Here is a 23,362-nt window from a genome sequence, read left to right as displayed (position 1 = left end):
ATTATGGCGCTGTTACTGAAGAGTTTATTCTTTCCAGACCGACGAACCCTCATCTTCGCGATTAAGGGCGTGATCTCGATGGCGCTCGCCTTATATGTGGCCATGTTCTTAAATCTAGAACGACCATATTGGGCGCTGGTGTCGGCGGTATTTCTGCAAATCCGCCCTGAAAGCGGGCTCGTGATCGAAAAGGGCTTATGCCAAATCGGCGGCACCTTAGTCGGCGCGCTCGCGGGGATTGCCATACTCAACTGGTTTACGCCCTATCCCGAACTCGCCTTAGGATTACTCGCCTGCTGGATAGGGCTAAATTCTGGGTTGTCGGCCATGGTACGCCAGCAAAACTTTGTCTATGCCTTTGCTATGGCGGGCATGACCGCCTGCTTGATAGTGCTCATTGTGATGGCAAGCCCAAGCACGGCCGATAGTGCAAAAATATTCGATGTGGCACAGTCGAGGATCAGCGAGATTGTCGTCGGGGCGATTTGCGCCGTTTTAGTCAGCTCGCTACTTTGGCCGACCAAGGTAAAACATAGTCTACAATTGCATGCTAAAAACACCATTAATCATACGCTTAACTATCTTGCATTAGAACTCGATTTACAGGGGAAACATGCGAGTCGCCATGAACATATCGACACGATTATGGAGTCAGTATCGGCGCTGAGTGACGACTCCAGCGCAGTGATTTATGAAGGCCCCGAAGGACGCGGGCAGAGCCATGCGGCGAACTTTCTCTGCAATAAAACTCTTTCGCTATTGGCGGCAATCCAAATATTTGGCCGGCTGCAACGTAATCATTCCCATCTTGTTAGCGAACCACTCGCGAAATCCTTAGCCAATATGCGCAGTAGTTTTACCTTGATGGCGCAATCGAGTGATTACCAAGAATGCTACAAAATGGCGCGCACCTTGAGGTATCAACTCCAGCAAAACCTGATGCAATACCGCGACCGCGCGCCGTTAGAGACGCGCTTACTCAAAGTCGCGATGGAATTAAGCGCCGATCTGATCATGGTGCTCAAGAGCTACAACGTGCTGACCAGTCATTCTGCGGTGCAGCTCAACGCGCCGCCGATGGAGTTTCACCGAGATCCATTAATAGGCGTTACCACGGGCCTGCGCAGCATGGCGGTGTTTGTCATTGGGGCTTCATTGTGGATTGGCACAGGGTCGAGCGCGGTCCTCATGATGATCCTGCTGCCCGTGGTCTTTTCCATCATGATGGCGCGCCAACCACTGCCAATGTTAACCACGATTTTGCGCCGTATTCTTGTCGGCATCACTATCGCGGCACCCCTCACAGTGTTTTACGCTTTACCTTTGCTGGCACAGAGTAGCGGCGATTTCGAAATCCTGGTTTTAGTGCTCGCTGGGCCGTTTTTTATCGGCTTACTCGCCTTGGCGAATCGACCGACCTTGCCCTATGGGCTCGGCATTTGCGTGCCGTTTGCTGTGTTAGTGCAGCCCAGCAATACCATTTCATTTGCGATAGAAAACACCGTCAGCAATGCCTTAGCAATTTTTGTTGGCGTTACTGTGCTGTATTGGTTGTTTAAATTGATTACCGAACCTAGCCAGCGGTTGATGCAATATCGTCTGCTGCAATCCATCCAAAAAGATCTGGTGCATATCGCGCAGCATGATGATCCTGAGCCTTGGTTTAACGCCCGCATGGGCGATCGACTGCTGCGGATCGCCAGTTATGAAAAAGGCTCGGGCAAGAGTTCGAGGGTATTTACCGATCTGGTGTTTACGGCGCTTAATCTGGGCCATGTGTCGATTCGGATGCGGCGCATGTTGCAGGGAATTTCAGATACGCACTTAAACTTAGGCTTAGAAAATGCACTCAACCTCTGGCAACACAATTTAGGTCAGGCATTTATCGCCTGCGCCCACGGACAAGTCGCAGAAGAGTTTAAAATCAGCAGCGAGGCCTTATTACAAGCGCTGGCCCAATGTCCGTTACCCCACGAACAATTTACTATGATTATTGGGATGTTTGAACGCATCACTTTAACCTTCGAACGCACTGCCCACAGTATCGCCGAGCAGAAAAACACCTCAGAAAAATAGTCAGTTCTCAAACTATTTCCCGCCCCAAAAGCCACTCTTTTACTGCCACCAAAACCATTTAAATCCAATAGAAGCTTGATATTTGGCCGATAAAATGCCTTAATATAGTTAGATAACTAACTATATTGGTGATATAAATTCAATTATCAACCAAGGAGAAATTATGTCTACGGAGAACCCACCAGAGGAAAATCTCATCTCGCAAGTAGCAAGCTTTACCCGATTACACGCTAAGGAATCAATGCAGTTTATGTGTTTACTTGCAATATTAAGCACCTATCTCTTTGTCATTTTGAAACCGAGTATTATTCAAAATAACAAAGCGTTAGGAGAAAAATAATCAATGAATTACCTCGCTTACATTTCCTTAGCTATCTACTTTATCGTTATGCTCGCCATTGGCTTATTCGCTTACAAAAAATCCACCAGCGATGTGTCAGGCTATATTCTTGGCGGCCGTAAGGTAAGTCCACAGGTCACCGCACTCTCAGCGGGTGCGTCTGACATGAGTGGCTGGATGCTAATGGGCCTTCCCGGCGCTATGTTTTTGGTTGGTTTCGAAACCATTTACATCGCACTTGGGCTATTGATTGGTGCTCTAATCAATTACTTGGTCGTTGCACCAAAACTTAGGGTTTATACCGAGGTGGCGGACAACGCCCTCACTATCCCGGAGTTTTTTGCTAAACGCTTCGGCAATGCCAACGGCAGTATCCGTATTATTTCGGCCGTGATCATTGTGATCTTCTTTACCTTGTATACCTCAGCAGGTTTAGTGGCTGGCGGTAAATTGTTTGAGTCAGCATTTGGCCTGAACTACGACATAGGTTTAGTCGTCACACTAGCGGTTGTGGTTTCTTATACCCTGTTAGGCGGATTCTTGGCAGTGAGCCTCACTGACTTTGTCCAAGGCTGTATTATGTTTGTCGCCTTAGTCTTAGTTCCTGTCGTGGCATATCAAGAATTTACCAGCGCTGACACTATGTTGAACTTTGCGTATCAGTCGATTCCACACTTCACCGATGCGATGCAAAACGTCACTATGTTAGGGCTTATCTCAAGCTTATCTTGGGGACTCGGTTACTTTGGCCAACCGCATATTATTGTGCGTTTTATGGCGATTCGTTCAGTAGCTGACATTAAAACCGCCAGACACATAGGTATGGGCTGGATGACAGTGACCATTGTGGGTGCACTGGCAACAGGTCTTGTTGGTATCGCTTACGCCAATAAATTTGGTATGAAGCTGACCGATCCTGAAACCATCTTTATCGTGTTTTCTGAGTTGTTGTTCCATCCGATCATTAGTGGCTTCTTACTGGCCGCCATTCTGGCCGCGATCATGAGCACCATTTCATCGCAGCTATTAGTGTCATCAAGCTCGCTAACGGAAGATATCTATCGCGTGATGTCGAAGAAAGAATCTACCGAGAAAGACATGGTGAAAATGGGACGCTTTGGCGTAGCAGGCGTAGCAATTGTCGCGAGTCTACTGGCGCTCGATCGTTCTAGCAGTGTGCTATCACTGGTGAGTAATGCATGGGCAGGATTCGGTGCCGCCTTCGGTCCGTTAGTTTTGTTTAGCTTGTATAAAGCGAACCTAACCCACAAAGCCGCGATTGCCGGCATAGTGTCAGGCGCAGCTACAGTGTTGTTTTGGATTTATGCCCCGGTATTGGCAGATGGACAAGCCTTAACCACAGTGGTGTATGAAATGATCCCCGGCTTTGCCGTGAGCAGTGTGGTGATTTGGATAGTCTCGTTACTCGATACTGATCCCTGTGCCAAAACCACTAAATTATTCCATAAGGCTGGCCGTGTTTTAGCCGAAGACAGATGAGGCGCGCAGGTATGACTGACTTACCCTGGAAACGCATTGTCGTTAAGGTAGGTAGTGCCCTGATTGCACCCCACAAACAAGGTTGCAGCAGTCACTACTTACTCGGCATTGCCCAATTTATTACTTATTGTCGTGCCCAAGGGATCCAAGTTGTCTTGGTCTCTTCGGGCTCAGTCGCCGCGGGATGGCATCACTTTGGCGAGGTTGATAAACCTAGCGTCACAGTGAAGAAAGCCATGGCAGCAGCAGGTCAGGCCGATATGATGGCCACATGGAACAAGTTATTTGATTTCCCGACCGCACAGCTACTGTTAACCCACGGTGATTTACGCAACCGAGATCGTTACATCAGTATTAAAGATACGATTTTCAGCCTACTCGAACATGGGCTACTGCCTATCATCAACGAGAACGATGCCGTCACCGCCGACAAGCTCAAAGTTGGCGATAACGATAATCTCTCAGCCATGGTAGCCGCGGCGGCCGATGCCGATACCCTGATTATCTGTTCAGATGTGAACGGGCTTTACACACAAAACCCCCATGAAAATCCCGATGCACAGCTTATCAAGCAAGTGAACGAGATTAATGCCGAAATCTACGCCATGGCAGGCGGCGCCAGCAGTGCCGTCGGCACAGGTGGTATGCGGACTAAGATACAAGCCGCCAAGAAGGCGATTTCCCACGGGATTGAAACCTTTATCATCAATGGTTTCGATGCTGACTCATTCAACCAACTGTTGAAGGGTCAAAATCCGGGCACACTCTTCACTTCCCATGAAAAACCCATGCAAGAACATCTGCACTGGATGACACATACCTCGCAGGCTCAGGGCGAAGTCATTGTTGAAAATGACTTTAATATCTCCCTCGACATCCATAGCGAGCAATTGACCAGCGACGATGTCGTTGCCATCAACGGGGACTTTTCTGCCGGTGACACCATTTTAGTACGCAAAGGTGATGGTACTAAATTGGCCAAGGCCAAATCCAATTACAGCAGTTGTTTACTTAGCTTTATTACGGACCAAGACGATCGCGAGTTTGCCAGTGAATTTCAGCAAAAGACTGGACCGATCATTTCCGAGAAAAACATCGCCATTCTCGAATAAGCATCAGCCGAATAAAACTAAGCGAGTAAACATCTAAGCGGAGTAAATATGACTTTAATCAAAAACTTATCTCAAGAAGCTGCCAAAGCGGCTCTTATTCTCGCCCAAGTCGACGAACAGCTTAAAAATACTGTACTCCTCGACATGGCGCGTTCATTACGTGAAAAGTCCTACGAAATCCAAAGCGCTAACTTGATTGACCTACACAGAGCAACAGCCGATAACGTTGCCCCCGCAATGCTCGACCGCTTAACGCTAACACCAGAACGCGTAGAAGCCATGGCAGTAGGCATTGAAACCATCGCTGCCTTGCCCGATCCCATTGGCAATGAACGTTATATTGGTCAACGACCTAACGGCTTATCCATCAGCAAGATGCGCGTGCCATTAGGCGTAGTTTGTATGATTTATGAAGCGCGTCCGAATGTTACCGCCGATGCAGGTGCCCTGTGCTTTAAATCCGGTAATGCCGTGATTTTGCGCGGTGGTAAAGAGGCGCTGCACACCAGTAAAATTATCGCCACTATTTTGCAAAGCGTATTGAAACAATACGGCTTACCCGAGGCGTTAATCACTGTAGTGCCCGACCCAGATCGCGCCCTCATGTTAGAACTGATGCAGCAGCGGGATTATATCGATGTGATCATTCCCCGTGGTGGCGAAGGCTTGATTCAATTTGTGACTGACAACAGTAAAATCCCAGTGATCCAGCATTTTAAAGGCGTGTGTCATTTATACGTCGATAAAGATGCCGATCTGGATATTGCTTTGGACTTACTGCTCAACGGTAAAACCCAGCGCACAGGCGTGTGTAATGCCCTCGAAGCCCTATTAGTACACCAAGAAATTGCCGCGCAATTCCTGCCTAAAGTGGCCAAAGCGCTGGCCGAGCATAAGGTTAAAATCAATGCTTGTACCCAATCCGGTGGCTATTTTGAAAACTGTACTTATATGGAAGAAGACGATTTCGGCCAAGAGTATTTAGATCTCGAAATCGCCATTCGCCAAGTCGATCACTTCGACCATGCAATCCAACACATTGCCCGTTTTGGTAGCCAGCACACCGAAGTGATTTGCACCGAAAACGAAGTAACCGCCGCACGCTTCCAACGTGCAGTCGATGCTTCAGTGGTGATGGTCAATGCTTCTTCGCGCTTCTCCGACGGCAGCGAACTCGGTCTTGGCGCCGAAATCGGCATCGCAACCTCTAAGCTACATGCCTACGGCCCAATGGGACTCGAGTCCTTGACCGCTGAGAAGTATTTAGTCTCAGGTACAGGCCAAGTGCGGGCGTAATAGTTACCGCCTTAACGACCCAATACGTGAACACAAAAATCGAAAGCCCTGAAGCAAAATACTTCGGGGCTTTTTTATGGCAACAGTGAAATAAGAGTGCTTAATAGCAACCACTCACTAAATCCTTTATAAAACTTCCCGCGACATCCTTTACGCTACTCCATCACACTGTGATTTACCGGCTTGATAGCAACTCGGTTGGCGTGGGCAGACTGCGCCGCGGGAGCAAATCAGGCGGGCGTCGTTTTTGATCCCGCGCTCTATCCAGTTTATATTGAGGATTTTTGCGACGCTCACCAGATCGCTTTTAATGTGTTTTGGAATAGTGACTGAACCGCCACTGGCGACACAGGCATCTTTCAAATCGTGAGCGATTGAGAGAGCATCTTTGCCTTGGGCTTCAATCGCCGGATTTAAATCAATACCGGCACAGAGGACATGCGGGTTGCCTGCCGAATCTTCGACCTTAATTGACTCGCAACAGTAAATGCGTGGTTCGTTGCCTACGTTTAAAATCGAAATCTGTGCCGAAGTGCCAACCGTTGGCTCGCTGATCATCCTAAAGACGGCCCAATGCTGACAAGGGTCTTCCACTAACCGCATATTGCCCCAAGGTAGTGGAATACCGTTACCACGGTAAACGGCTTTGAGTTTGCCTGGTGCGTAAGCGTCGAAATAATGCCAATGGGGATAAGGAGAGACGACAGTCATACGCCGCATGGCGACTGAGGCTGACACTTGCAGTTGCTTGTGTACTTCAATCTCATAACCGTGGCGGTCGAGTAATTGGCGATAAGGCACTTTAGGGCACAGCAGCGCACCGGCGAAGAAGCTCGATTCAAAATCGCGCCACGCATGCAAGATATCCTGCGCGTTCAAGGTATTGGACTGCATACCCGCCTCTTCATCCACTTCTAATTTGCGACCTGAAATCATCACACTCTTGAGGCCATCTTTGTTGTGCAACACGCAATGACCTATGTGCACGGCTAAATCATATTTGAGTCTGTTGGGGCGATTTTTGAGGATTTTATTTACATAAATCGTGCTCGGCGGCTCAATAAATGAGGTGACCAACTGACGCGAACTCACGCCCATTTCATCGCTCACTTCCTGCGGCGTACTATCTATCCACTTGATTTTTAATCCCATGCCCTTAGCGATATCCATCATATCGTCCAGAGATAAGGGCATACGTTTGAGACCGACGTCTTCGGCGGCACGTTCAAGATCGGGGAAATGATTTTGATGGTGTTCTTGATGGGCGCGGATCAATAAATGGGCAAACTGCCGACCTGAGATCCCCGTCTGCGACAACATTTCTGGTATCGCGATTTGCAAAATATCATTGGAAAACAAAAAGCTAGGTTCGAGCGCCATACCGCTTATGCCGCCACGGCGGCCCTTATCTGGCGTAATAGCGCTCTCTTCGGGCACATCGTCGAGGAACCAGTCGGCATCTTTTTGAAAAACCGCGGCGATGACTGCCAGCATTCCGGCACTCGGCACACGCTTGCCACGTTCGATCATCGACAAATATGACACAGAGGGCGCACTTCCGGCGTCGACTCGAATGCATCGTGCTGACAAATCTTCCATGGTTAAGTTATTACGTTTCCGTAGGTTACGTATTTTTGTGCCTAGGAAGTGTGATTTTCTCATCAAGCTCTGGTCATTGCGCATTTTGTAAAATTCACAGTGTAAAATTTTTATTGTGAAATTGTAGTCAAAAAAAGACTAGACTACAAATTAAGCAATCGAGAAACGACTCAAGCAAACCAGCGGAGTCAGCCCATTCAAGAAATGCTTAACCACTAACCCTTAAAGCGGGCAAGCACTTAAAGCGGACAAGCCAAGTTGAAAACAAACTTTGATAAGCCAAAAGTTAAATCAAAACCCTGAATTTTTTAAATTGAAAGAGTGAGAGGAACGAGCGATGAATATGTCAATTATCAAGAGCAACCAGATCCAACCGAATCTAAGCAGCCTCATCGCAGAAGAAGTGCTAGCCGTGGCCCAAGTGAATGTCGCCGAGCACGAGAAGATCGCCAATGCGAAACAATTCCTCGACCGCCTCTTTCCACTCAACTCTGGTTCACACCAAGATGTGAGCAGCTATGTGGTTTACTATCAACACCTGTTGGCTTTTTTTGCCGACGGCAGCCACAGCGGTTTACGTCAGCCAAAACAGTTTGTGGCCTTTAACGGCACTAAAGATGCGCCTTGCGCCATAGTGTTGCAGGACCTAGGTTGCCACGTTGAACTCAGTTTCGACCGCAATGGCATGATAGGTGCGAGAGACGTTGCCAATCTGGAAGATATCCAAATCGAAACGTCATTAAACATGGTCGTCGGAACACCAGAGTCACGTTCAGCCGCATCGCGCCATTGGCTCAGCCTATTACATGCGGGTATGTCTAGCGCCAACGACACCCAAGATAAGTTGTTTACCGCAAAGGATGGCAGCGATTACAACTTGAAAAGTATCGTAAATTTATAATTTCACGCTTTGTAACCTCGCCATTTATTATCTAGCCAAGAAGATGAACTGAGCTCAGTTCACCTTCTTCAATTTACCCTCCTGCTTTGCACAATCCTCTGAGAGTCAATAAAACTGACTGACTAGATAAGTTTAATTGATTTTATTGAGGCTCATACACACAGCTATAATGCCCTCTTGCATCTGTCTCCATGATCAATCCAATTGATCGCCATTTTGTATCCGTCGCTTAATGTGAAGATCTGTGGTTGGAACGATAAACCGAATCGCTCGAGCCTAAGGCGTTATGAATTCTTCATCGACATCACAGCAAGATAATAAGACTCATCGCATCGTTTTCATCTGTGCGGGTTTGTTATGCCTCGCGCCTTTTATCTCATCGCCCATGGCGCTAGTGCTCGGTTTTACCTTAGCCAGCCTTGGTTGGGTGCCAGTGCAATGGAATATCGCTGCATTTACCAAAAAACTCCTGTCTTATTCGATCATTGGCTTAGGGTTTGGGATTAACTTAAACGCGGCGATCGAGGCGAGCACCCACAACTTCGGCCTGATTGTTGGCTCAATCTTTTTCACCCTCAGCTTAGGGTTTGTGCTCACCCGCGCCCTGAAATTTGATCATGTCACGGGCCACTTAATCGCCTCTGGTACCGCTATTTGCGGTGGCAGTGCCATTGCCGCAGTCGCTCCGGCCATCAATGCGCGTAACGCTCAAACCGCCACTGCGTTAGCCTGCGTATTTGTGCTGAACTCAGTCGCGCTATTTTTATTCCCCGCACTCGGCCACTTACTCAATATGAGCCAATACGATTTTGGTGTGTGGAGTGCCATCGCCATCCACGATACTTCATCGGTTGTCGGCGCGGCTTCGGCCTACGGCGATGAAGCCTTAAAAACCGCAACCACTATAAAACTCGCCCGCGCCCTGTGGATTATCCCGATCGCATTGGTCAGCGCTATGTTGTTTGGTGGCGATAAGCGCAAGCTTAACCTGCCGTATTTTATCGGTTTTTATTGTTTAGCCATTGCTGTGGCCCATTGGTTGCCACAATTCCACGCTGTTTATGACACCTTATTTATGGTGTCGAAACGGGCATTAGTCCTGTGTTTATTTTTGATTGGTGCAGGAATTACAGTGCAGAAAATGCGGGCGAGTGGCCCCAAACCTTTGTTGCTTGGGGTGATGCTGTGGGCAGCGATTGGTATCACGTCTTTAGTGTATATTCTTTATTTTCAATAGCTAAGATTTAACTCAAAGCCAATCTACTCTGCCGTCGGCTTCATTCGCCAAGCCCAGTAGAGGACGCCAACAAAGGCGGAGAATTCGATAAGTGAACGCACGAGTCCTGTGGTTTGCGTCGAAGCGACCAAGGCAATCAGGCAAAACACGATAATCAGCCAGTTTTTCAATTGCATCTTCCTGCAAACTTAGGGGATGCTCATTATTGTTTAGAACTAAAAACTCAGCAAATATCGATTTTCAATAACAAATAGCTATAACAGCTAAGCCAATCCTGCGTTGATTAAGCCGCCTTAGGGCTTGATGCTGCTTCATTCGCAGCAAGATCTTGATTATGTTCTTGAATAAAATCTTCCATAAACCAAGCGCAAAAAGTATGGCGTCCATCGACTGCCGCTTTACTGTAAATGGTCGATGCCTGTTGTCTGACGGTTTTTTCTTTAGTCTGGCGCACTTCGGCAATTTCTTTAAAGCTTAAGCCCTTAAGTAATAAAAATGCCACTTGCTGCTCACTCTTAGTAAAGCCCCAAGTCTCGAATTGCTGCGACACCGCTTGGCTATATTCTTGTCTGGCAGAGCGCATTTGCGTCGACATATTGTCGATTTTTTTATCCGCATGCTCCAACCGTTTAGCCAACGCTTTCACTTCGCGGGAGCGACGAATAAGGTCATAACTTAAGTACATGGCACCAATCACAGTGAGCACTAATAACATGGCTTCCTGCACAATATGCCATTGGGGAATGCCCAATTGAATGTCGGAAGTGATGTCAAAAAGCTTAAAGCATATGATCAAGGCCAACAGACCAATAATGACAAGATCCTTCATCGAAAAACTCCTAAATAAAAGCAAAATCAACCCATTAATTTATGGGACATATGTACCATAGACGGTTTTATGATACATGTCCCCCACGACTTTCGCCCACCAATCCCTACACTGACAGCACACTTTATTACCATAGAATCGTCCTATGTCTGTCAGTACGTCTTGTATCAAGTTATGTCTGTTGGCGACCTTAGTCAGCAGCAATTTCCTGTGCCACGCCGCTAATTCCGAGCTATCTCAAGCACTCACCACCAGCCAAGCAAGATTACATTCTCTATCTCAATCGGGCGGCCAGTTACCGCAATCACAAATAAGCTTAAGCAGCTCATCTTGGCTCAATGGCCTGCCGAGCATTAGCCTGAGTCACTTAGGTAGCCTAGATAATGGTAACAGCTACGAGCAGGAACTCTCACTCAATTTGCCAATAAAATCCCCTGCTATGCACAGCAGCGATAAGCAAATTAAGCAACTCACCCAAGGCATTCAGGCGCAACAAGTCGCGCTGCAAGGCCTGTATTTATCGGGATTATTGCGACAAAGCCTGTGGGAACATCGTCTTGCCGCAGTGAAACTGGCCCAATTAGATCGCAAGAGCCAATTACTCGACAGACTCCATAATCAGCAAAAGCAACTCACAGATGCGGGCGAACTGCCTATTGCCCACATTCTCTTGTTAGAGCGCGAACTGGTGGATATTGAACTGGAGCGGGTCGACCTTAACCAGCAACAGGCTGAGGCGCTTGCCCTCTATCAACAACTCACCGGACAAGAGCAAATACCGCAGGACATAGCCGAAACCGCGCGGCCACTTTCTGCCAACAACCAACCCAATGACATGCTCGCGCAGCATCCATTATGGCAACTACTGAGCCTGCAGAAGCAGCAACAGCTACTGATCATCCAGAGCCAGCAAGCGGGGGATAAAGACCCTTGGACAATCTCACTCACGTCCAAAAATACCGCCGATAACCAAGTCGATGATCAACAGCTTGGCATCGCCGTTTCTGTGCCACTGACTTTAGGTTCTGCCCTATCGCAAACCGAATTATCCCAATGGCAACAAGCCAATACAGAGCACACGCTCAACCTCGACCGTACTTATATCGAGCTAAAAACTCAGCTTAAAAAGCTAGAGCAACAGCAACAAAACTTACACGACCAACAGACATTGCTAACCCAAGCCTTACACCTTAGCCGCACCATTACTGAAGAGCTGGCCAAGGTCAAAGACCAAAATCAAGTTAGCTACGAAGTCTGGCTGCGCCGCTATATGGATGCACTCGATACCGAATCCCGCTTGGCACTGAACCAAGTTGCCCAGCAACAACTGCACTCCCAACAACTGCAAGCCTTAGGAATTTCATTATGATGGCCAAGTACGGCGCATGCCTTTTCTGTTTATCCGCCAGTGTAGCCACGTTAGCGCAGGCTGAATCCCTAACAATTAGTTCCCTCGGTAATTTAGACCTGAGTTATGTGCAACCACAGAAAGTCGCCAGCTATGAGGGCAGCCCATTGCCCGCGCAGGTTGAAATCCTCCCCGGTAATGATTACTGGATCAGCACGCCGGAGAATATCCAGCAGATCAGCTTCCTCGTCGGCCAAGGCCAGCTCGTTACTAAGGGCCAGGCGATAGTCAAACTGACAGGGCCAGAAGTGTTCCACTACCTTGCCCAAGTCGAAGCCGCTGGCAGCTTATATCAACTGGCAAAAAGCCGTTATGAGCGTAATAAACCCTTATTAAACAATGGCAGTATCAGCGCCGAAAAATGGCGCGAGATCAGCCAAGACTACTTCAGCACTCACCTCGAATACGAGCACATGCAGCATTTTATGGAGATAGTCAAAAGCACAGATGCCACCACAGACTCCCTAGTGGTGGGCACACCAGTGGCGGGAATCGTTAAACTCAACCAAGTGAATGGACCTTATATGGCGGGTTCACAGCTATTTTCACTGGTGCCTAGCGACAGTATTCGCGTCAAAGTCAGCGTGCCTATGAGCCAGTCACATTCGCTCTCGGCGGTGAACATCAATCAGTGCCATATCGCCATTGAGTCCATGTCGGCCATCGCCGAAGGTGCCTTCGTGACCGCTTGGTCATCACCCGTGCCGCAGGAGTGTAACTTACTGTTAGGACAACAGATCACTGTGATACCCGAGTATCAAAAGGCGGTGTATTTATTGCCTAAAAATAGTGTTTTTAGTTGGGAGCAAGATAGCCAAGTCTTCACTAAAACCGCCGACACGCTCACCTCAATTACGATCGATATTCTCGGTTCAACCCCTGAGCAATATATCGTTGAAAGCGATCAAGAACTCAGCCAAATCCAAGTGTTATCCCAGTCGGTTGCCGCAGTTAAAGGCATAATGCTTGGCCTAGGAGGCGAATAAGATGTTGACCTCAGTCATCCGCTTTTCGCTCACGCAGCGCCTATTTGTGCTGATTGTGGCGCTGATTATTATGTTAGCGGGAGCGCGAGCCTGGTTTTCCATTCCCTTGGATGCCTTTCCCGATATTTCGCCCACCCAAGTGAAGATCATCCTCAAGGCGCCCGGTATGACACCGGAGGAAATTGAAGCGCAAATTACCGTGCCGATTGAAACCGAACTGTTAGGTATTCCCCATCAATCGATTCTGCGCTCGACAACTAAATACGCCATCAGCGATATCACCCTCGATTTCGACGAAGGCACAGATATCTATTGGGCGCGCCAACAGGTAAGCGAGCGCATTGCCTCCGTGTGGGACAGTTTTCCTGAAGGTGTGACGGGGGGCGTAGCGCCAATGAGTACGCCGCTCAGCGAAATCTTTATGTTTTCACTCGAAAATCCCAATCTATCGCTGATGGAAAGACGGCAATTACTCGAATGGGAAATCCGTCCGCTGCTGCGAACCGTTGCCGGTGTGGCCGATGTGAATATCCTCGGTGGCTATGCCAAAAGCTTTAGTGTGACCCCTAAACCTGCGGCCATGGCGGCTGCAGGCGTGAGCTTTGCGGCGCTGCAACAGGCGATCGTTGAGAATAATCACAACGAAGGTGCAGGCAAGCTCACCATTGGCACAGACACCATAATAGTGCGCGCCGAAGGCCGCATCGATGACATCGACGAGCTCAAACAATTAGTGATCAAGGCCGATGATGCCAGAGTGTATCGACTGCAGGATTTGGCCGATATTCAAATTGGCCACTTAGCCCGCTATGGCGCAGTGACTAAAGACGGCAACGAAACCGCCGAAGCGTTAATCATCGCCCTGAAAGACGCTAATACAGCACAAGTAGTCAAAAACATTAAGGAAAAGCTCGATCAAATCAGCCTAACCTTGCCAGAAGGCAGCCAGATAAACACCTTTTACGACCGCGCAAATCTGATCAATACCGCGATTGATACCATCTCCAATGCCTTATTCGAAGCCGTAGTGCTAGTGATCATCTTGCTGGCGTTGTTTTTAGGTAACGTGCGCGCCGCATTGGTCGTGTCACTCTCGCTACCACTCGCCGCGCTGATGACGTTTTTGATGATGGATTACTTCAATCTTTCTGCGAACCTAATGAGCCTAGGCGGGCTAGTTATCGCCATAGGCATGTTAGTGGATTCATCTGTGGTCGTAGTCGAAAACATGGTGAATCTCATCGCGACTAAGCAGAGATTACCGCGGCTGCATTTGATTTTTCGCGCGACCAAGGACGTTGCCATTCCCGTGGTGTCGGGCACTGTAATCGTCATGATAGTGTTCTCGCCCTTGCTGACCTTGAGCGGGCTTGAAGGCAAACTCTTCACCCCAGTTGCGGTCACTATCGTGTTTGCCATGCTGTCGGCACTGGTGTTGTCGTTAACTGTTATTCCGGTTATTGCTTCTTATCTCGTCAACGAAAAAGCCGCCAAGGAACCTAAGGCGATTGAAAAGCTTAAACAGCTTTATCTGGGCAGTCTCAAGAGCACGTTTAGCCATCAAAAACGCTTTATAGTGATCGCCTTTAGCTTGCTTATCGTCAGCCTAGGGCTGTTCGGGTTAGTGGGAAAAACCTTTATGCCGACCTTAGATGAGGGCGACATTATTCTGCAGCTGGAGAAGTCTCCGTCGATTTCACTCGAGGCTTCGATTGCCATCGACAAGCAGATTCAGCAAACCTTGCTGGCTAAAGTTCCTGAAATCAAACAGATGGTGGCGCGTACTGGCGCGGATGAAATCGGCTTAGATCCCATGGGACTCAATGAAACCGATGTGTTCTTAGAACTTCTGCCCCGCAGCGAATGGCGCTTTGCAAATAAAGAAGCGCTTATCGATGCGATCCGCACTGTGTTATTGGACTATCCCGGCGTTAATTTTAACTTCACTCAACCGATACAAATGCGCGTGTCCGAAATGCTCACCGGCAGCATTGGCGACGTGGCGATTAAGGTCTTTGGTAATGATATCGACACCTTAGGTCAGCTCACGAGCCAAATCCAACAGCTGGTTAATGCCACCAACGGCAGCGTCGATGTGAAAATGGCGATGATCGAAGGCAGTCCTTTTATCAACCTCACCTTAGATAACGAGCTCGCCCGAGGCTTTGGCATGAGCACCATGGAGTTTGCCCGCTACCTGAAAAGCCAGCTCGAAGGCGTGATCGTGACCGAAGTGCTACAAGGTAAAAAGCGCACACCCGTGCTGATTGCTAACAATCAGAGCCACTTAAGCAGCATTAATGAACTTAAAAATCAGTTACTAGTGATGCCAGATCACTCCTTAAAACGCCTGAGTGATGTCGCCACCTTAAGCTATAAGCAAGGCCCCATCCTTATCGAGCGTGAGCAAGGGAATCGCTTTTCAGTGATCACCACTAACGTGCAAGGTCGCGATATCGTGAGTTTTGTAGAAGAGCTCAACGCTAAAATTGCGCAGGAAATCAAACTCCCGAGCGGTTATAGCGTGAGTTTTGGTGGCGAGTTTGAAAACCAACAGCGGGCCACCAGCAATTTACTACTAGTGATCCCCATTGCTATCGCACTGATCACTTTGATTTTATTCACGACATTTGGCTCGCTTGCCAAAGCGGGCTTAATTCTCGCCAACGTTCCCTTCGCTATGATGGGCGGCATAGTTAGCCTGTATTTGTCGGGAGAATATTTGTCAGTGCCCGCTTCGGTTGGCTTTATCGCCCTGCTCGGCGTCGCTGTGCTCAATGGCGTGGTGATGGTCAGCTATTACGAACAAACCAAGCACATGTTCAGCAACCTGCGCGAACGGGTGGAACAAGGTGCGGTGCGGCGTTTACGCCCCATTTTGATGACGGCGACAACGGCCATGTTTGGTCTTATGCCACTAGTGTTTGCCTCAGGTCCTGGGGCTGAAATTCAAAAACCTTTAGCGATTGTGGTGATTGGCGGTCTGCTCACTTCAACCATTACCACACTGTATTTACTGCCAATTCTGTATTTTTGGCTGGAGAAACGTAAATGAGCACAGAACAACTGTTAGTACTGATCGCCCAAAATGATATTAAGGACGACATAGTCGATACCTTGATAGAGTTAGAGTTTCTATCGGGCTTTAGCCTAGGGAATATTTGTGGTTTCAGCCGTGAACACAGCCATTTTAATATCAAGGAACAAGTGGAAGGTTATCGGGAGTTCTGCAAATTCGAAATCATGCACCCCGCTGCACAACAAGCCGCGCTGCTCACTGCTTTGGCGCTGGTCTGCAAACATAATCCCTGTCGCTATTGGATTATGCCCATTTATCAAAATGGCACTCTGTCTTAATCTAGATTGATGTTGATCTCACTGAGCAAGGCATACTCACTTTGTTACTAAAGTCAGTATGCCTTTAAAATAGCTAAAGAATTGGCGTTGGACGCCGCACTAAAAAACCACTCAGGACCGATAAAATGCAGTAAGCGGTAAAGAAGTAAAAACCGTTTTCAAATTGCGCCTGTGTTTTTAACATTTCCCCCATGCCACCTGAGGCGTTCCCCGCCATAAAGGTGATGATCAGCGCTACCACAAACACATCGGCCATCGACCACTTGGCGAGTAAGTTGACGACGGCATTAATCCTCAGTTTCAGGCCAATCGAGCTAACACATTGCTGTGCCAGCATTAAACTCAACTTCAAGGCAGGCACCACCACGCTGAATAACATGACTAATCCCGCGACGAGCCCATTACCAGAGTGATAAAGTTCGGTTACCGTCCCCCAAATACTACGAGTCTTCTGCAGCACTTGGACTTCGCCCTTAAGGCTATTAAACCCAAGCAAACCACTGACCATGCTTAACATACCGCGGGCACTGTCACGCCCAGAGTCCTCATCAAATCTTTGGGCAACTTGCTCTATGCCTTGTTCCGCCAGCTTGGCCTTATCGATACTGCCGCTGATACTCAAAATAGGTTGAGTCACCCCAGGGATTAACAAAGCCAAGGATAAGATAATGATAAAAATAGGAAATAGAGATTTCATAGCACTGTTCATAGCATTGCTCGACCAGAGAAATACTTTCAGTTTACGGTTTTTAGCTCAGGCTCTGCAATCATTCACACCAGCCATCGACTCAGATGACCGGCATTTAAGGTAGGATTTGAAGATTAATAGAAAGGAGTCGGATCGATATCTAATGTACTCGGTGACACACCGCGTTCAATATAAAGTTCAGATTTTAATAAATCCACCATAGCGACATCAGTGTAACGTTTTACTTTTAAAGAATAAAAACACTTTACGATTGGATGTAGCGCATCCCTATCTTTCGAGGCCCAAACAATACCAACACGACCATCCGATAATTCAACTAAGGAACCCACAGGGTAAACACCAATACAACGAATAAACTCATAGACCAATTCTTGATCCAAATGGAATGGCGTCAGACTGAGTAAAATTTTAAAGGCCGCGGCAGGGCTCATCGCCTCTTTATAACATCGCGTTGCTGTTAAAGCATCGAAGATATCGACTATACAACTCATACGGCCATGGCGGGGGATTTCATCACCCTTCAAACCCCTTGGATAACCTCTGCCATCTAATTTTTCATGGTGCATTAAGCAGATATCTTTACTGATCTGCGACAGACCAGTAGTTTCGTTCATAATTTCAAGCGCATACACTTGATGCAGCTTCATATGTTCGAACTCTTCCGGCGTCAGTTTGCCCGGCTTATGCAGCACTTTATTGTCGACTTTAATCTTGCCAATATCGTGCAAAATCCCGCCGACCGCCATTTCCCGTAACATGACGCGATCTAGCTTTAAGTATTTACCAAAGGTCACCAGCAGAAAGGCGACATTCACTGAATGTTCAAGTAGATAGGCATCTTTTGAACGAAGTGCAGACATACATTTAAGCGCATCATCATCCAACATCACTGACTCTATCATGGTATCGGCTAACGCTTCGAAGGGAGCTACTTCGATGGCTTTACCTTCGAAGGTCTCAGATAAGACTTTACGAATGAGGTCTTTCGCTTCGGTAAGCATGACTTTAGCTTGAGCTTGTTGCTTATCGCGGCTAATGAGTGCTTTTTTATTGTCAATTTGATTATCGTTAGTGATTTTTTTCTTTAACCCACAATGTTCAGCCGAACGATCAGCGTCTACCCAAACAAATTTAATACCACTTTTAGCTAACTTTAAAATCGCATCCTTGTGTTTAATTTGTCCTGCATTTGCAATAGCAAGTTGACCTTTATCATTTTTGTCTATGGCACTGACAAACATACCCAATGTCAGCTGTGACACTGGTAATTTGATAAGTTCAACTGATTCTGCCGACTCACTCATATCTACAACCCCAAGGATGATGTGCCTGAATAAAATATCAACTTAACCATACGACATTAAAGCGACTTACGCTCAAATGTTCTGTTGTTATTTTTGATTATTATAGAACAGACGTGAAGGGCATTCTAAGACGAGGATTAGAAAATCACCATAGACTTTCTTGGTAAACAAAATGCCTTAAACAGTATGCGATGGAATAAGAGCTCAAGGCTTAGGCAAGACCCGTTTCACACTCTCACTTTTTCAATAAATGCCTAAGGGCTAGGCATTCGAAACCAGCGACCATCCAGCGGCGATATTGGCAGTTGTAGCAGGAGCGGGGCTCATCGTCGATCTGCTCGTCTTCATCATCTGGGATAAAACGCGTGCACAGTTTGGCAACTTGCCTCGCCTGTGGATATTGAGCCAGTCCCGCCTTAAAAATCCAGCGGTCATCCTTTAATTCAAATGCATGTTCGACCAAGTTGAGATCCATTTAGCACTCTCTTTTTAAACTCTTTCACTAAACTTGCTCTAGTAGGCTTGCAGGGCTTGCTTGCCCGCATTGCGCCATTGCTCTGCCTCTCGATGAACGAGCAATACAAACTGGTGATCAAGGTATACGGCTTTCACTTTGCCCTTCAGCTGTACTCGCTCATCCAGCGCAAGTCGATACTTGTCCATGCTCATCACAGCATCAAGCCCGGTTTGTTCTAGGATATCGGCAACGCTGAGTTCGAGTGAAACATCCTCAAATTGGCCAAGTTTAATCTGGCCTTTTACCCTGCCGTCGCTGCCCATCAAACGTAGCCCTAATCCCGCTAACGCGCCAATAACACCTTGGCCTGTGCCGCCATGTTCGGTCAGTTGAATATTAAGTTGTTCCGCCAAATCATAGGCCGCCGCTTTCGTAATCACTTCAACCTTGGCTCTGCGACCAAAATCCATTAAAGATGCGGCATCATAGCGAGAGTCGACATCGAGTATGGCGATGCCAGGGTCTGACGCAGGAGCCGATTCCGCAACCAAGTGCGCAACGGCATATTGGTGGATCTCGGCCTGCGTCAGTGGCGAGCGCAGCGCAAAACACATGGCACTATTATGTGAGGTATAAGGAATATCAGGGTGCACAAACAATTGATGCCGCGTCACAAAGGAAGCATGGCCGCCCGACATATTCGCGAGCAGATGGGCGATTTCCTCGGCAATTTCGCCCGTGCCCTTAGTGCCTATATCATCGGTATCGTCGATACAAATCAGCCAATTTTTCATCTGCATTTCCTAAAGCTTTAAAAAGGTTTTTAAAATTTGTCACGGTGTAACAGGTCGTGGGCTTTTAATCGCGTCAACACAGGCGGTACAAGCAAGGCGCCCAGAGTGGCAAAAAAGCCGCCTTTTAATACACTCAAGCCCCATTGAATCATCACTACATCCAGCGCCATGCCCGCGAGCATATTGGTGAGTGCCACTTTACCTGCCCAAGCGATACAGCCTGCAATGCCTAAGATCACGCAGCGCCAATGCAAGTTCATACTGAGCGGCAAGAGTAAGGCGACGAGATCCATTGCTATGGCAGGCAAGGCAAACTTCAGTAAAATCATAGGCCCGCCTTTACCTACGCCTAAAGCCATAGCCACTATGCCCGCGATAGCACCGCATGCCGTCATACTGCCGAAACGACCTAACACGCCGTAACAGATCAGATAAAAGAAGCTCATCAGGAACATGCTGTGTCCAGACAAGCCCAACTTAAGCCTTAACATGCCCGTTAATGCCACCAGCAAGGTGGCGCAAAAGCCGACAAATAAGGAGTCTTGTAGACTCAGCGGGATTTTTTTAGTCATTTTTGTCTCTCGGTGAATGCCAATGTGTTGGCCGTTGCGCTAAACCAAAGTGACGGCTCTGCGCTGCAACGGCCATTTGGCGAGATAATTTAAGCAATTGGATTAAAACGGGAAACAACACGCAATACACCAACTCGGACCAATTTTTAGGGTTACGCAGCGCCTTAGGTGTAATGCGTGCCCCGCGCAGACACTGGATCTGATATATCTCGCGAATTTCATCTGCCATATAGGGCAATAAACTTAAGGATGCCGCGACCACAAAGGCCCACTTGGTCGGTAAAAACGCACTTAACACTTCACCAATCCGCTCGGGAGCCGCCGTAATACACAACCACCAACCGGGAATGGTCGCCAAAATAATACGCGCAACCACCACGGCGCCTTGGGCTAAATGTTCAACGCCATAGAGGATTAAATACAGACTCAAAGTAATGCTCAATTGCACTAAACCTAGCTTTAGCACGCCCCAAATACTGCCGCGCCGCAGCAAACCGTGGATAACAAGCAGTCCATTAAGCCCTGCTAATGGCAAGAGTAAAGCAGCAGGCAATACAAAAGCACAGGCTGAGAGCACGCACACCAATAGCAGCGACAACGCACAAAGTGCCGTTTCCCGCCGCTCATAACTCCAATGCCGCAGCGCGCGTAGGCGCCGACAACTAGCCCACATAACGCTCTCCTGTTTCAATCAATTCCTCCACCAATAAACCATTACGCAAACTCAATTGCCGTGATACAGCGCTGTGTTCAATGCTTCTGTGACTGCTGAGCAAAATAGCGCAACCTTGCGAGCTTAACCGCTTCAGCAAGTACCACACCTTGCCGTAGTAATGCTTATCCATCCCCGCCAATGGATCGTCCAAAAGCAATACTTTAGGGCGTAAACAGGCGAGTGACGCTAAGGCAATCAAGTGCTGTTGACCGTAGGATAATTTGTGGGGCGACAGCTGAGCTAAGCTAAATAAATCCAATTCATCCAACATCTGCGCCGCGCGTTCTTTGGGGAGTTCAAAACGCCTAAGGCTAAACTGCATTTCGGCGAGCACGCTGGTCTCGAATAATTGTCGACTCGGCCTTTGCATCAGCAGACCCAGCTCAGCGCCATAAATCCCCAGCTTAGGTCTTCGCCCGAGCACTTTAAGCGGAAGACGCTGCCTTGAACTGAGTACGCCAGCTATGGTTTTCAACAAACTAGTTTTACCTGAGCCGTTATCTCCCACTAAGGTCACTATCTCACCCGCCTGCAATTGGAATCCCTGCGGACACGCAAATAATGTAGGACAAGCATCGAAGCCAAACTCAAAGGCTTCGGCGCTAACCAAGACTTTACCTAAGTGCTCAAACTTAGGCTGATTTCGCCACGCAGGCGCCTCAGTTTGCGGCGCATCGGTCACGGTATAAATGCCTTCGGATAACTTGCCCGCCTCTAACTGCCAGTAATGCTGAATAATCTCAGCGAAGGCCGAGGCGTTATGCTCAACCAACACTAGCGCCATGCCATCTTGGATAAGATTGCGGAGCACGACCAGCAGCTCACTCACACCGTGATCATCGAGTTGCGCCCAAGGCTCATCAAGCAGCAGTAAATGCGGCTCGCACACCAGTTGGGCGGCAATCATTAAACGATATTTTTGACCGAGGGAAAGCGTGCTGACCTGGGTATCGAGGCGCAGATACAAACCCACACGCCGTAGCGCCAATTGCACTTTAGGCAGCATTTGCTCAGCGGGAATGCCAAGGTTTTCTAAGGCGAAAGCCACTTCGGCGCCAACGGTTTGCCGAAGCAGCTGAGTTTGCGGGTCCTGCATCACCAGACCCGTAACCAGTTGAGGATAACGCCAGATGTCGCCTTCATGCGGGCGATTTAACACGCCCGCCAGTAGGTTTAGCAGACTCGATTTCCCAGAGCCCGTAGGACCGCTCACGCAATGGCATTGGCCGGTGCCAATGGCCAAGTTTACCTCCTGCAATACAGTCGGTAACTGGCTGCCATAGTTGAAACTAACGCCTTCGAGCGCTAGGAGTTTCATCTTAGATCTGCCAGTTCACACCGATGAAGATCTGTCGTCCCGCCTGTGGCAGGGCTTCACTCTGGTAGTAGTTTTCATCCAGCAAGTTAGTCGCACGTAGGTAAACATCTAACTTGTCACGAATTAATGGCTGTACCAGATTTACGTCCACTAAGGTGTAGTTGTCTAACGACTGCTGTTGATATTGCGTCTGACCGCCAACCTTCACCTGCGTCGCATAAACTTGGTCTAAAATACGCTCCACGTTGAGGTGAACTTGAGTCTCGAAGGGAAACTCGTAACTCATCTGCCAACGTAACTGGTGACGTGGACGATATTGCAAGGCATCTAAGGTATCGTCGCCGTCTATCTCTTCTGAATCGAGAAAACTATAAGAGAAGCTCAGATCTAAGTGCTCAATCGTATGGTTATTGATTTGGAAATCTACCCCTTTGAACTTATAACGCCCCATATTTTGGTAGAAACCATCGACATCCTTGGCGATGTAATTTTTCGCATCCGTGTAATAGCCATAAAGGGAGAAATCGGTACTCGCCGGCAGATTCTGCTCTAAACCCAGCTCCACATGCTTAGACTCTTCGGCTTCTAAATCACGATTACCAGATAGCTGCGAATAAAAGTTCACCATAGACGGGAAACGCACTTTACGTGCCACACTTAAACTTAAGCGAGAATCCTGCGCCGCCTGCCAATAACTGGAGGCCATGGCCGAATAGTTACCATCGGTACTATCTGTGGTGTCGAGTGAATGGTAAGCGCCACCTAAGGTAAAGCCGTACTGCAGCTCAGATTGGTACTGATACTCAGCCGCGGCTGTATATAACCAGGCAGAATCATTTAAGTTCTCGGCGC

General features: G+C 48.1%; 22 protein-coding genes. 11 read left to right on the top strand and 11 right to left on the bottom strand.

Going from position 1 to position 23,362, the window contains the following annotated elements:
* The first annotated feature begins 3 nt into the window (after positions 1-3).
* The 5 genes from Q4Q52_RS07230 (at position 4) to Q4Q52_RS07210 (ending at position 6,324) form a co-directional block, all read left to right on the top strand.
* Complete coding sequence (locus Q4Q52_RS07230; protein ID WP_311990209.1) at positions 4-2,076, top strand: FUSC family protein; 2,073 nt, start codon at positions 4-6, stop codon at positions 2,074-2,076.
* A gap of 163 nt (positions 2,077-2,239) precedes the next feature.
* The gene (locus Q4Q52_RS07225; protein WP_006079436.1) at positions 2,240-2,416 is read left to right on the top strand and encodes a hypothetical protein; all 177 of its coding nucleotides are present in this window, start codon (positions 2,240-2,242) and stop codon (positions 2,414-2,416) included.
* 3 nt (positions 2,417-2,419) lie between these two features.
* Positions 2,420-3,916 carry a sodium/proline symporter PutP gene (gene putP / locus Q4Q52_RS07220; RefSeq protein WP_311990208.1) on the top strand — a complete coding sequence of 499 codons (1,497 nt, stop codon included), beginning with the start codon at positions 2,420-2,422 and terminating at the stop codon, positions 3,914-3,916.
* Positions 3,917-3,927: 11 nt separating this feature from the next.
* The gene (gene proB, locus Q4Q52_RS07215) at positions 3,928-5,028 is read left to right on the top strand and encodes a glutamate 5-kinase (RefSeq protein WP_311990207.1); all 1,101 of its coding nucleotides are present in this window, start codon (positions 3,928-3,930) and stop codon (positions 5,026-5,028) included.
* Positions 5,029-5,076: 48 nt separating this feature from the next.
* Positions 5,077-6,324: a glutamate-5-semialdehyde dehydrogenase gene (locus tag Q4Q52_RS07210; protein WP_259577597.1), complete on the top strand. Its 1,248-nt coding sequence runs from the start codon at positions 5,077-5,079 to the stop codon at positions 6,322-6,324.
* A 150-nt stretch (positions 6,325-6,474) separates the two neighbouring features.
* On the opposite strand, the gene Q4Q52_RS07205 is transcribed toward Q4Q52_RS07210, so the two are convergent.
* Positions 6,475-8,007, bottom strand: a complete 1,533-nt coding sequence (locus tag Q4Q52_RS07205) for a DUF3612 domain-containing protein (RefSeq protein WP_311990206.1) — start codon at positions 8,005-8,007, stop codon at positions 6,475-6,477.
* A 253-nt stretch (positions 8,008-8,260) separates the two neighbouring features.
* Here Q4Q52_RS07205 and Q4Q52_RS07200 point away from each other — a divergent pair, with 253 nt between their 5' ends.
* Both Q4Q52_RS07200 and Q4Q52_RS07195 read left to right on the top strand, forming a co-directional pair.
* Positions 8,261-8,824 (top strand): malate synthase, encoded by a 564-nt coding sequence (locus Q4Q52_RS07200; protein ID WP_311990205.1) that lies wholly within the window; start codon positions 8,261-8,263, stop codon positions 8,822-8,824.
* A 286-nt stretch (positions 8,825-9,110) separates the two neighbouring features.
* Positions 9,111-10,061, top strand: a complete 951-nt coding sequence (locus tag Q4Q52_RS07195; RefSeq protein WP_311990204.1) for a putative sulfate exporter family transporter — start codon at positions 9,111-9,113, stop codon at positions 10,059-10,061.
* A gap of 23 nt (positions 10,062-10,084) precedes the next feature.
* On the opposite strand, the gene Q4Q52_RS07190 is transcribed toward Q4Q52_RS07195, so the two are convergent.
* Together Q4Q52_RS07190 and Q4Q52_RS07185 are read right to left on the bottom strand one after the other, a co-directional pair.
* Positions 10,085-10,231 (bottom strand): hypothetical protein, encoded by a 147-nt coding sequence (locus Q4Q52_RS07190; RefSeq protein WP_105253023.1) that lies wholly within the window; start codon positions 10,229-10,231, stop codon positions 10,085-10,087.
* Between the two features lie 113 nt (positions 10,232-10,344).
* The gene (locus Q4Q52_RS07185) at positions 10,345-10,890 is read right to left on the bottom strand and encodes a LuxR C-terminal-related transcriptional regulator (protein WP_173497818.1); all 546 of its coding nucleotides are present in this window, start codon (positions 10,888-10,890) and stop codon (positions 10,345-10,347) included.
* A gap of 145 nt (positions 10,891-11,035) precedes the next feature.
* Between Q4Q52_RS07185 and Q4Q52_RS07180 the strand changes: the two genes are divergently transcribed.
* Genes Q4Q52_RS07180 through Q4Q52_RS07165 form a run of 4 tightly spaced genes read left to right on the top strand, consistent with a single transcriptional unit; the run spans position 11,036 to position 16,641 of the window.
* Positions 11,036-12,259 (top strand): metal transporter, encoded by a 1,224-nt coding sequence (locus Q4Q52_RS07180; RefSeq protein WP_311990203.1) that lies wholly within the window; start codon positions 11,036-11,038, stop codon positions 12,257-12,259.
* The gene (locus Q4Q52_RS07175) at positions 12,256-13,284 is read left to right on the top strand and encodes a membrane fusion-like protein (protein ID WP_311990202.1); all 1,029 of its coding nucleotides are present in this window, start codon (positions 12,256-12,258) and stop codon (positions 13,282-13,284) included. The genes Q4Q52_RS07180 and Q4Q52_RS07175 overlap by 4 nt, the downstream gene beginning before the upstream one ends.
* Before the next feature lies 1 nt (position 13,285).
* Positions 13,286-16,339: a CusA/CzcA family heavy metal efflux RND transporter gene (locus tag Q4Q52_RS07170; RefSeq protein ID WP_311990201.1), complete on the top strand. Its 3,054-nt coding sequence runs from the start codon at positions 13,286-13,288 to the stop codon at positions 16,337-16,339.
* Positions 16,336-16,641, top strand: coding sequence for a DUF3240 family protein (locus Q4Q52_RS07165; protein ID WP_011845399.1), 306 nt, complete (start codon positions 16,336-16,338; stop codon positions 16,639-16,641). Before Q4Q52_RS07170 ends, Q4Q52_RS07165 begins: the two co-directional genes overlap by 4 nt.
* A 73-nt stretch (positions 16,642-16,714) precedes the next feature.
* On the opposite strand, the gene Q4Q52_RS07160 is transcribed toward Q4Q52_RS07165, so the two are convergent.
* The 8 genes from Q4Q52_RS07160 to Q4Q52_RS07125 form a co-directional block, all read right to left on the bottom strand.
* Positions 16,715-17,350, bottom strand: a complete 636-nt coding sequence (locus Q4Q52_RS07160) for a paraquat-inducible protein A (RefSeq protein ID WP_311990200.1) — start codon at positions 17,348-17,350, stop codon at positions 16,715-16,717.
* A gap of 113 nt (positions 17,351-17,463) precedes the next feature.
* Positions 17,464-18,654: an HD-GYP domain-containing protein gene (locus tag Q4Q52_RS07155; RefSeq protein WP_311990199.1), complete on the bottom strand. Its 1,191-nt coding sequence runs from the start codon at positions 18,652-18,654 to the stop codon at positions 17,464-17,466.
* Positions 18,655-18,889: 235 nt separating this feature from the next.
* Complete coding sequence (locus tag Q4Q52_RS07150) at positions 18,890-19,129, bottom strand: hypothetical protein (protein ID WP_006079419.1); 240 nt, start codon at positions 19,127-19,129, stop codon at positions 18,890-18,892.
* A gap of 38 nt (positions 19,130-19,167) precedes the next feature.
* Positions 19,168-19,905, bottom strand: coding sequence for a DNA-binding protein (locus Q4Q52_RS07145; RefSeq protein ID WP_311990198.1), 738 nt, complete (start codon positions 19,903-19,905; stop codon positions 19,168-19,170).
* Between the two features lie 29 nt (positions 19,906-19,934).
* Positions 19,935-20,477, bottom strand: a complete 543-nt coding sequence (locus tag Q4Q52_RS07140) for a hypothetical protein (protein ID WP_006079416.1) — start codon at positions 20,475-20,477, stop codon at positions 19,935-19,937.
* Positions 20,470-21,150, bottom strand: coding sequence for an energy-coupling factor transporter transmembrane component T (locus tag Q4Q52_RS07135; protein WP_006079414.1), 681 nt, complete (start codon positions 21,148-21,150; stop codon positions 20,470-20,472). The genes Q4Q52_RS07140 and Q4Q52_RS07135 overlap by 8 nt, the downstream gene beginning before the upstream one ends.
* Positions 21,140-22,510 (bottom strand): ABC transporter ATP-binding protein, encoded by a 1,371-nt coding sequence (locus Q4Q52_RS07130; protein ID WP_311990197.1) that lies wholly within the window; start codon positions 22,508-22,510, stop codon positions 21,140-21,142. The genes Q4Q52_RS07135 and Q4Q52_RS07130 overlap by 11 nt, the downstream gene beginning before the upstream one ends.
* A 1-nt stretch (position 22,511) precedes the next feature.
* Positions 22,512-23,362, bottom strand: an 851-nt coding sequence (locus Q4Q52_RS07125; RefSeq protein WP_311990196.1) for a TonB-dependent receptor domain-containing protein, incomplete at its 5' end; no start/stop codon positions are given.

This window comes from Shewanella sp. SP1S2-4 (assembly GCF_031932075.1).
GTDB lineage: Bacteria > Pseudomonadota > Gammaproteobacteria > Enterobacterales > Shewanellaceae > Shewanella > Shewanella baltica.
This window is presented reverse-complemented; position numbering and strand designations above follow the sequence as displayed.

Coding starts and splice junctions, on each gene's coding strand:
- Q4Q52_RS07230 (WP_311990209.1), top strand. CDS start 4: ATGGCGCTGTTACTGAAGAGTTTATTCTTTCCAGACCGACGAACCCTC.
- Q4Q52_RS07225 (WP_006079436.1), top strand. CDS start 2,240: ATGTCTACGGAGAACCCACCAGAGGAAAATCTCATCTCGCAAGTAGCA.
- putP (WP_311990208.1), top strand. CDS start 2,420: ATGAATTACCTCGCTTACATTTCCTTAGCTATCTACTTTATCGTTATG.
- proB (WP_311990207.1), top strand. CDS start 3,928: ATGACTGACTTACCCTGGAAACGCATTGTCGTTAAGGTAGGTAGTGCC.
- Q4Q52_RS07210 (WP_259577597.1), top strand. CDS start 5,077: ATGACTTTAATCAAAAACTTATCTCAAGAAGCTGCCAAAGCGGCTCTT.
- Q4Q52_RS07205 (WP_311990206.1), bottom strand. CDS start 8,007: ATGCGCAATGACCAGAGCTTGATGAGAAAATCACACTTCCTAGGCACA.
- Q4Q52_RS07200 (WP_311990205.1), top strand. CDS start 8,261: ATGAATATGTCAATTATCAAGAGCAACCAGATCCAACCGAATCTAAGC.
- Q4Q52_RS07195 (WP_311990204.1), top strand. CDS start 9,111: ATGAATTCTTCATCGACATCACAGCAAGATAATAAGACTCATCGCATC.
- Q4Q52_RS07185 (WP_173497818.1), bottom strand. CDS start 10,890: ATGAAGGATCTTGTCATTATTGGTCTGTTGGCCTTGATCATATGCTTT.
- Q4Q52_RS07180 (WP_311990203.1), top strand. CDS start 11,036: ATGTCTGTCAGTACGTCTTGTATCAAGTTATGTCTGTTGGCGACCTTA.
- Q4Q52_RS07175 (WP_311990202.1), top strand. CDS start 12,256: ATGATGGCCAAGTACGGCGCATGCCTTTTCTGTTTATCCGCCAGTGTA.
- Q4Q52_RS07170 (WP_311990201.1), top strand. CDS start 13,286: ATGTTGACCTCAGTCATCCGCTTTTCGCTCACGCAGCGCCTATTTGTG.
- Q4Q52_RS07165 (WP_011845399.1), top strand. CDS start 16,336: ATGAGCACAGAACAACTGTTAGTACTGATCGCCCAAAATGATATTAAG.
- Q4Q52_RS07160 (WP_311990200.1), bottom strand. CDS start 17,350: ATGAACAGTGCTATGAAATCTCTATTTCCTATTTTTATCATTATCTTA.
- Q4Q52_RS07155 (WP_311990199.1), bottom strand. CDS start 18,654: ATGAGTGAGTCGGCAGAATCAGTTGAACTTATCAAATTACCAGTGTCA.
- Q4Q52_RS07150 (WP_006079419.1), bottom strand. CDS start 19,129: ATGGATCTCAACTTGGTCGAACATGCATTTGAATTAAAGGATGACCGC.
- Q4Q52_RS07145 (WP_311990198.1), bottom strand. CDS start 19,905: ATGAAAAATTGGCTGATTTGTATCGACGATACCGATGATATAGGCACT.
- Q4Q52_RS07140 (WP_006079416.1), bottom strand. CDS start 20,477: ATGACTAAAAAAATCCCGCTGAGTCTACAAGACTCCTTATTTGTCGGC.
- Q4Q52_RS07135 (WP_006079414.1), bottom strand. CDS start 21,150: ATGTGGGCTAGTTGTCGGCGCCTACGCGCGCTGCGGCATTGGAGTTAT.
- Q4Q52_RS07130 (WP_311990197.1), bottom strand. CDS start 22,510: ATGAAACTCCTAGCGCTCGAAGGCGTTAGTTTCAACTATGGCAGCCAG.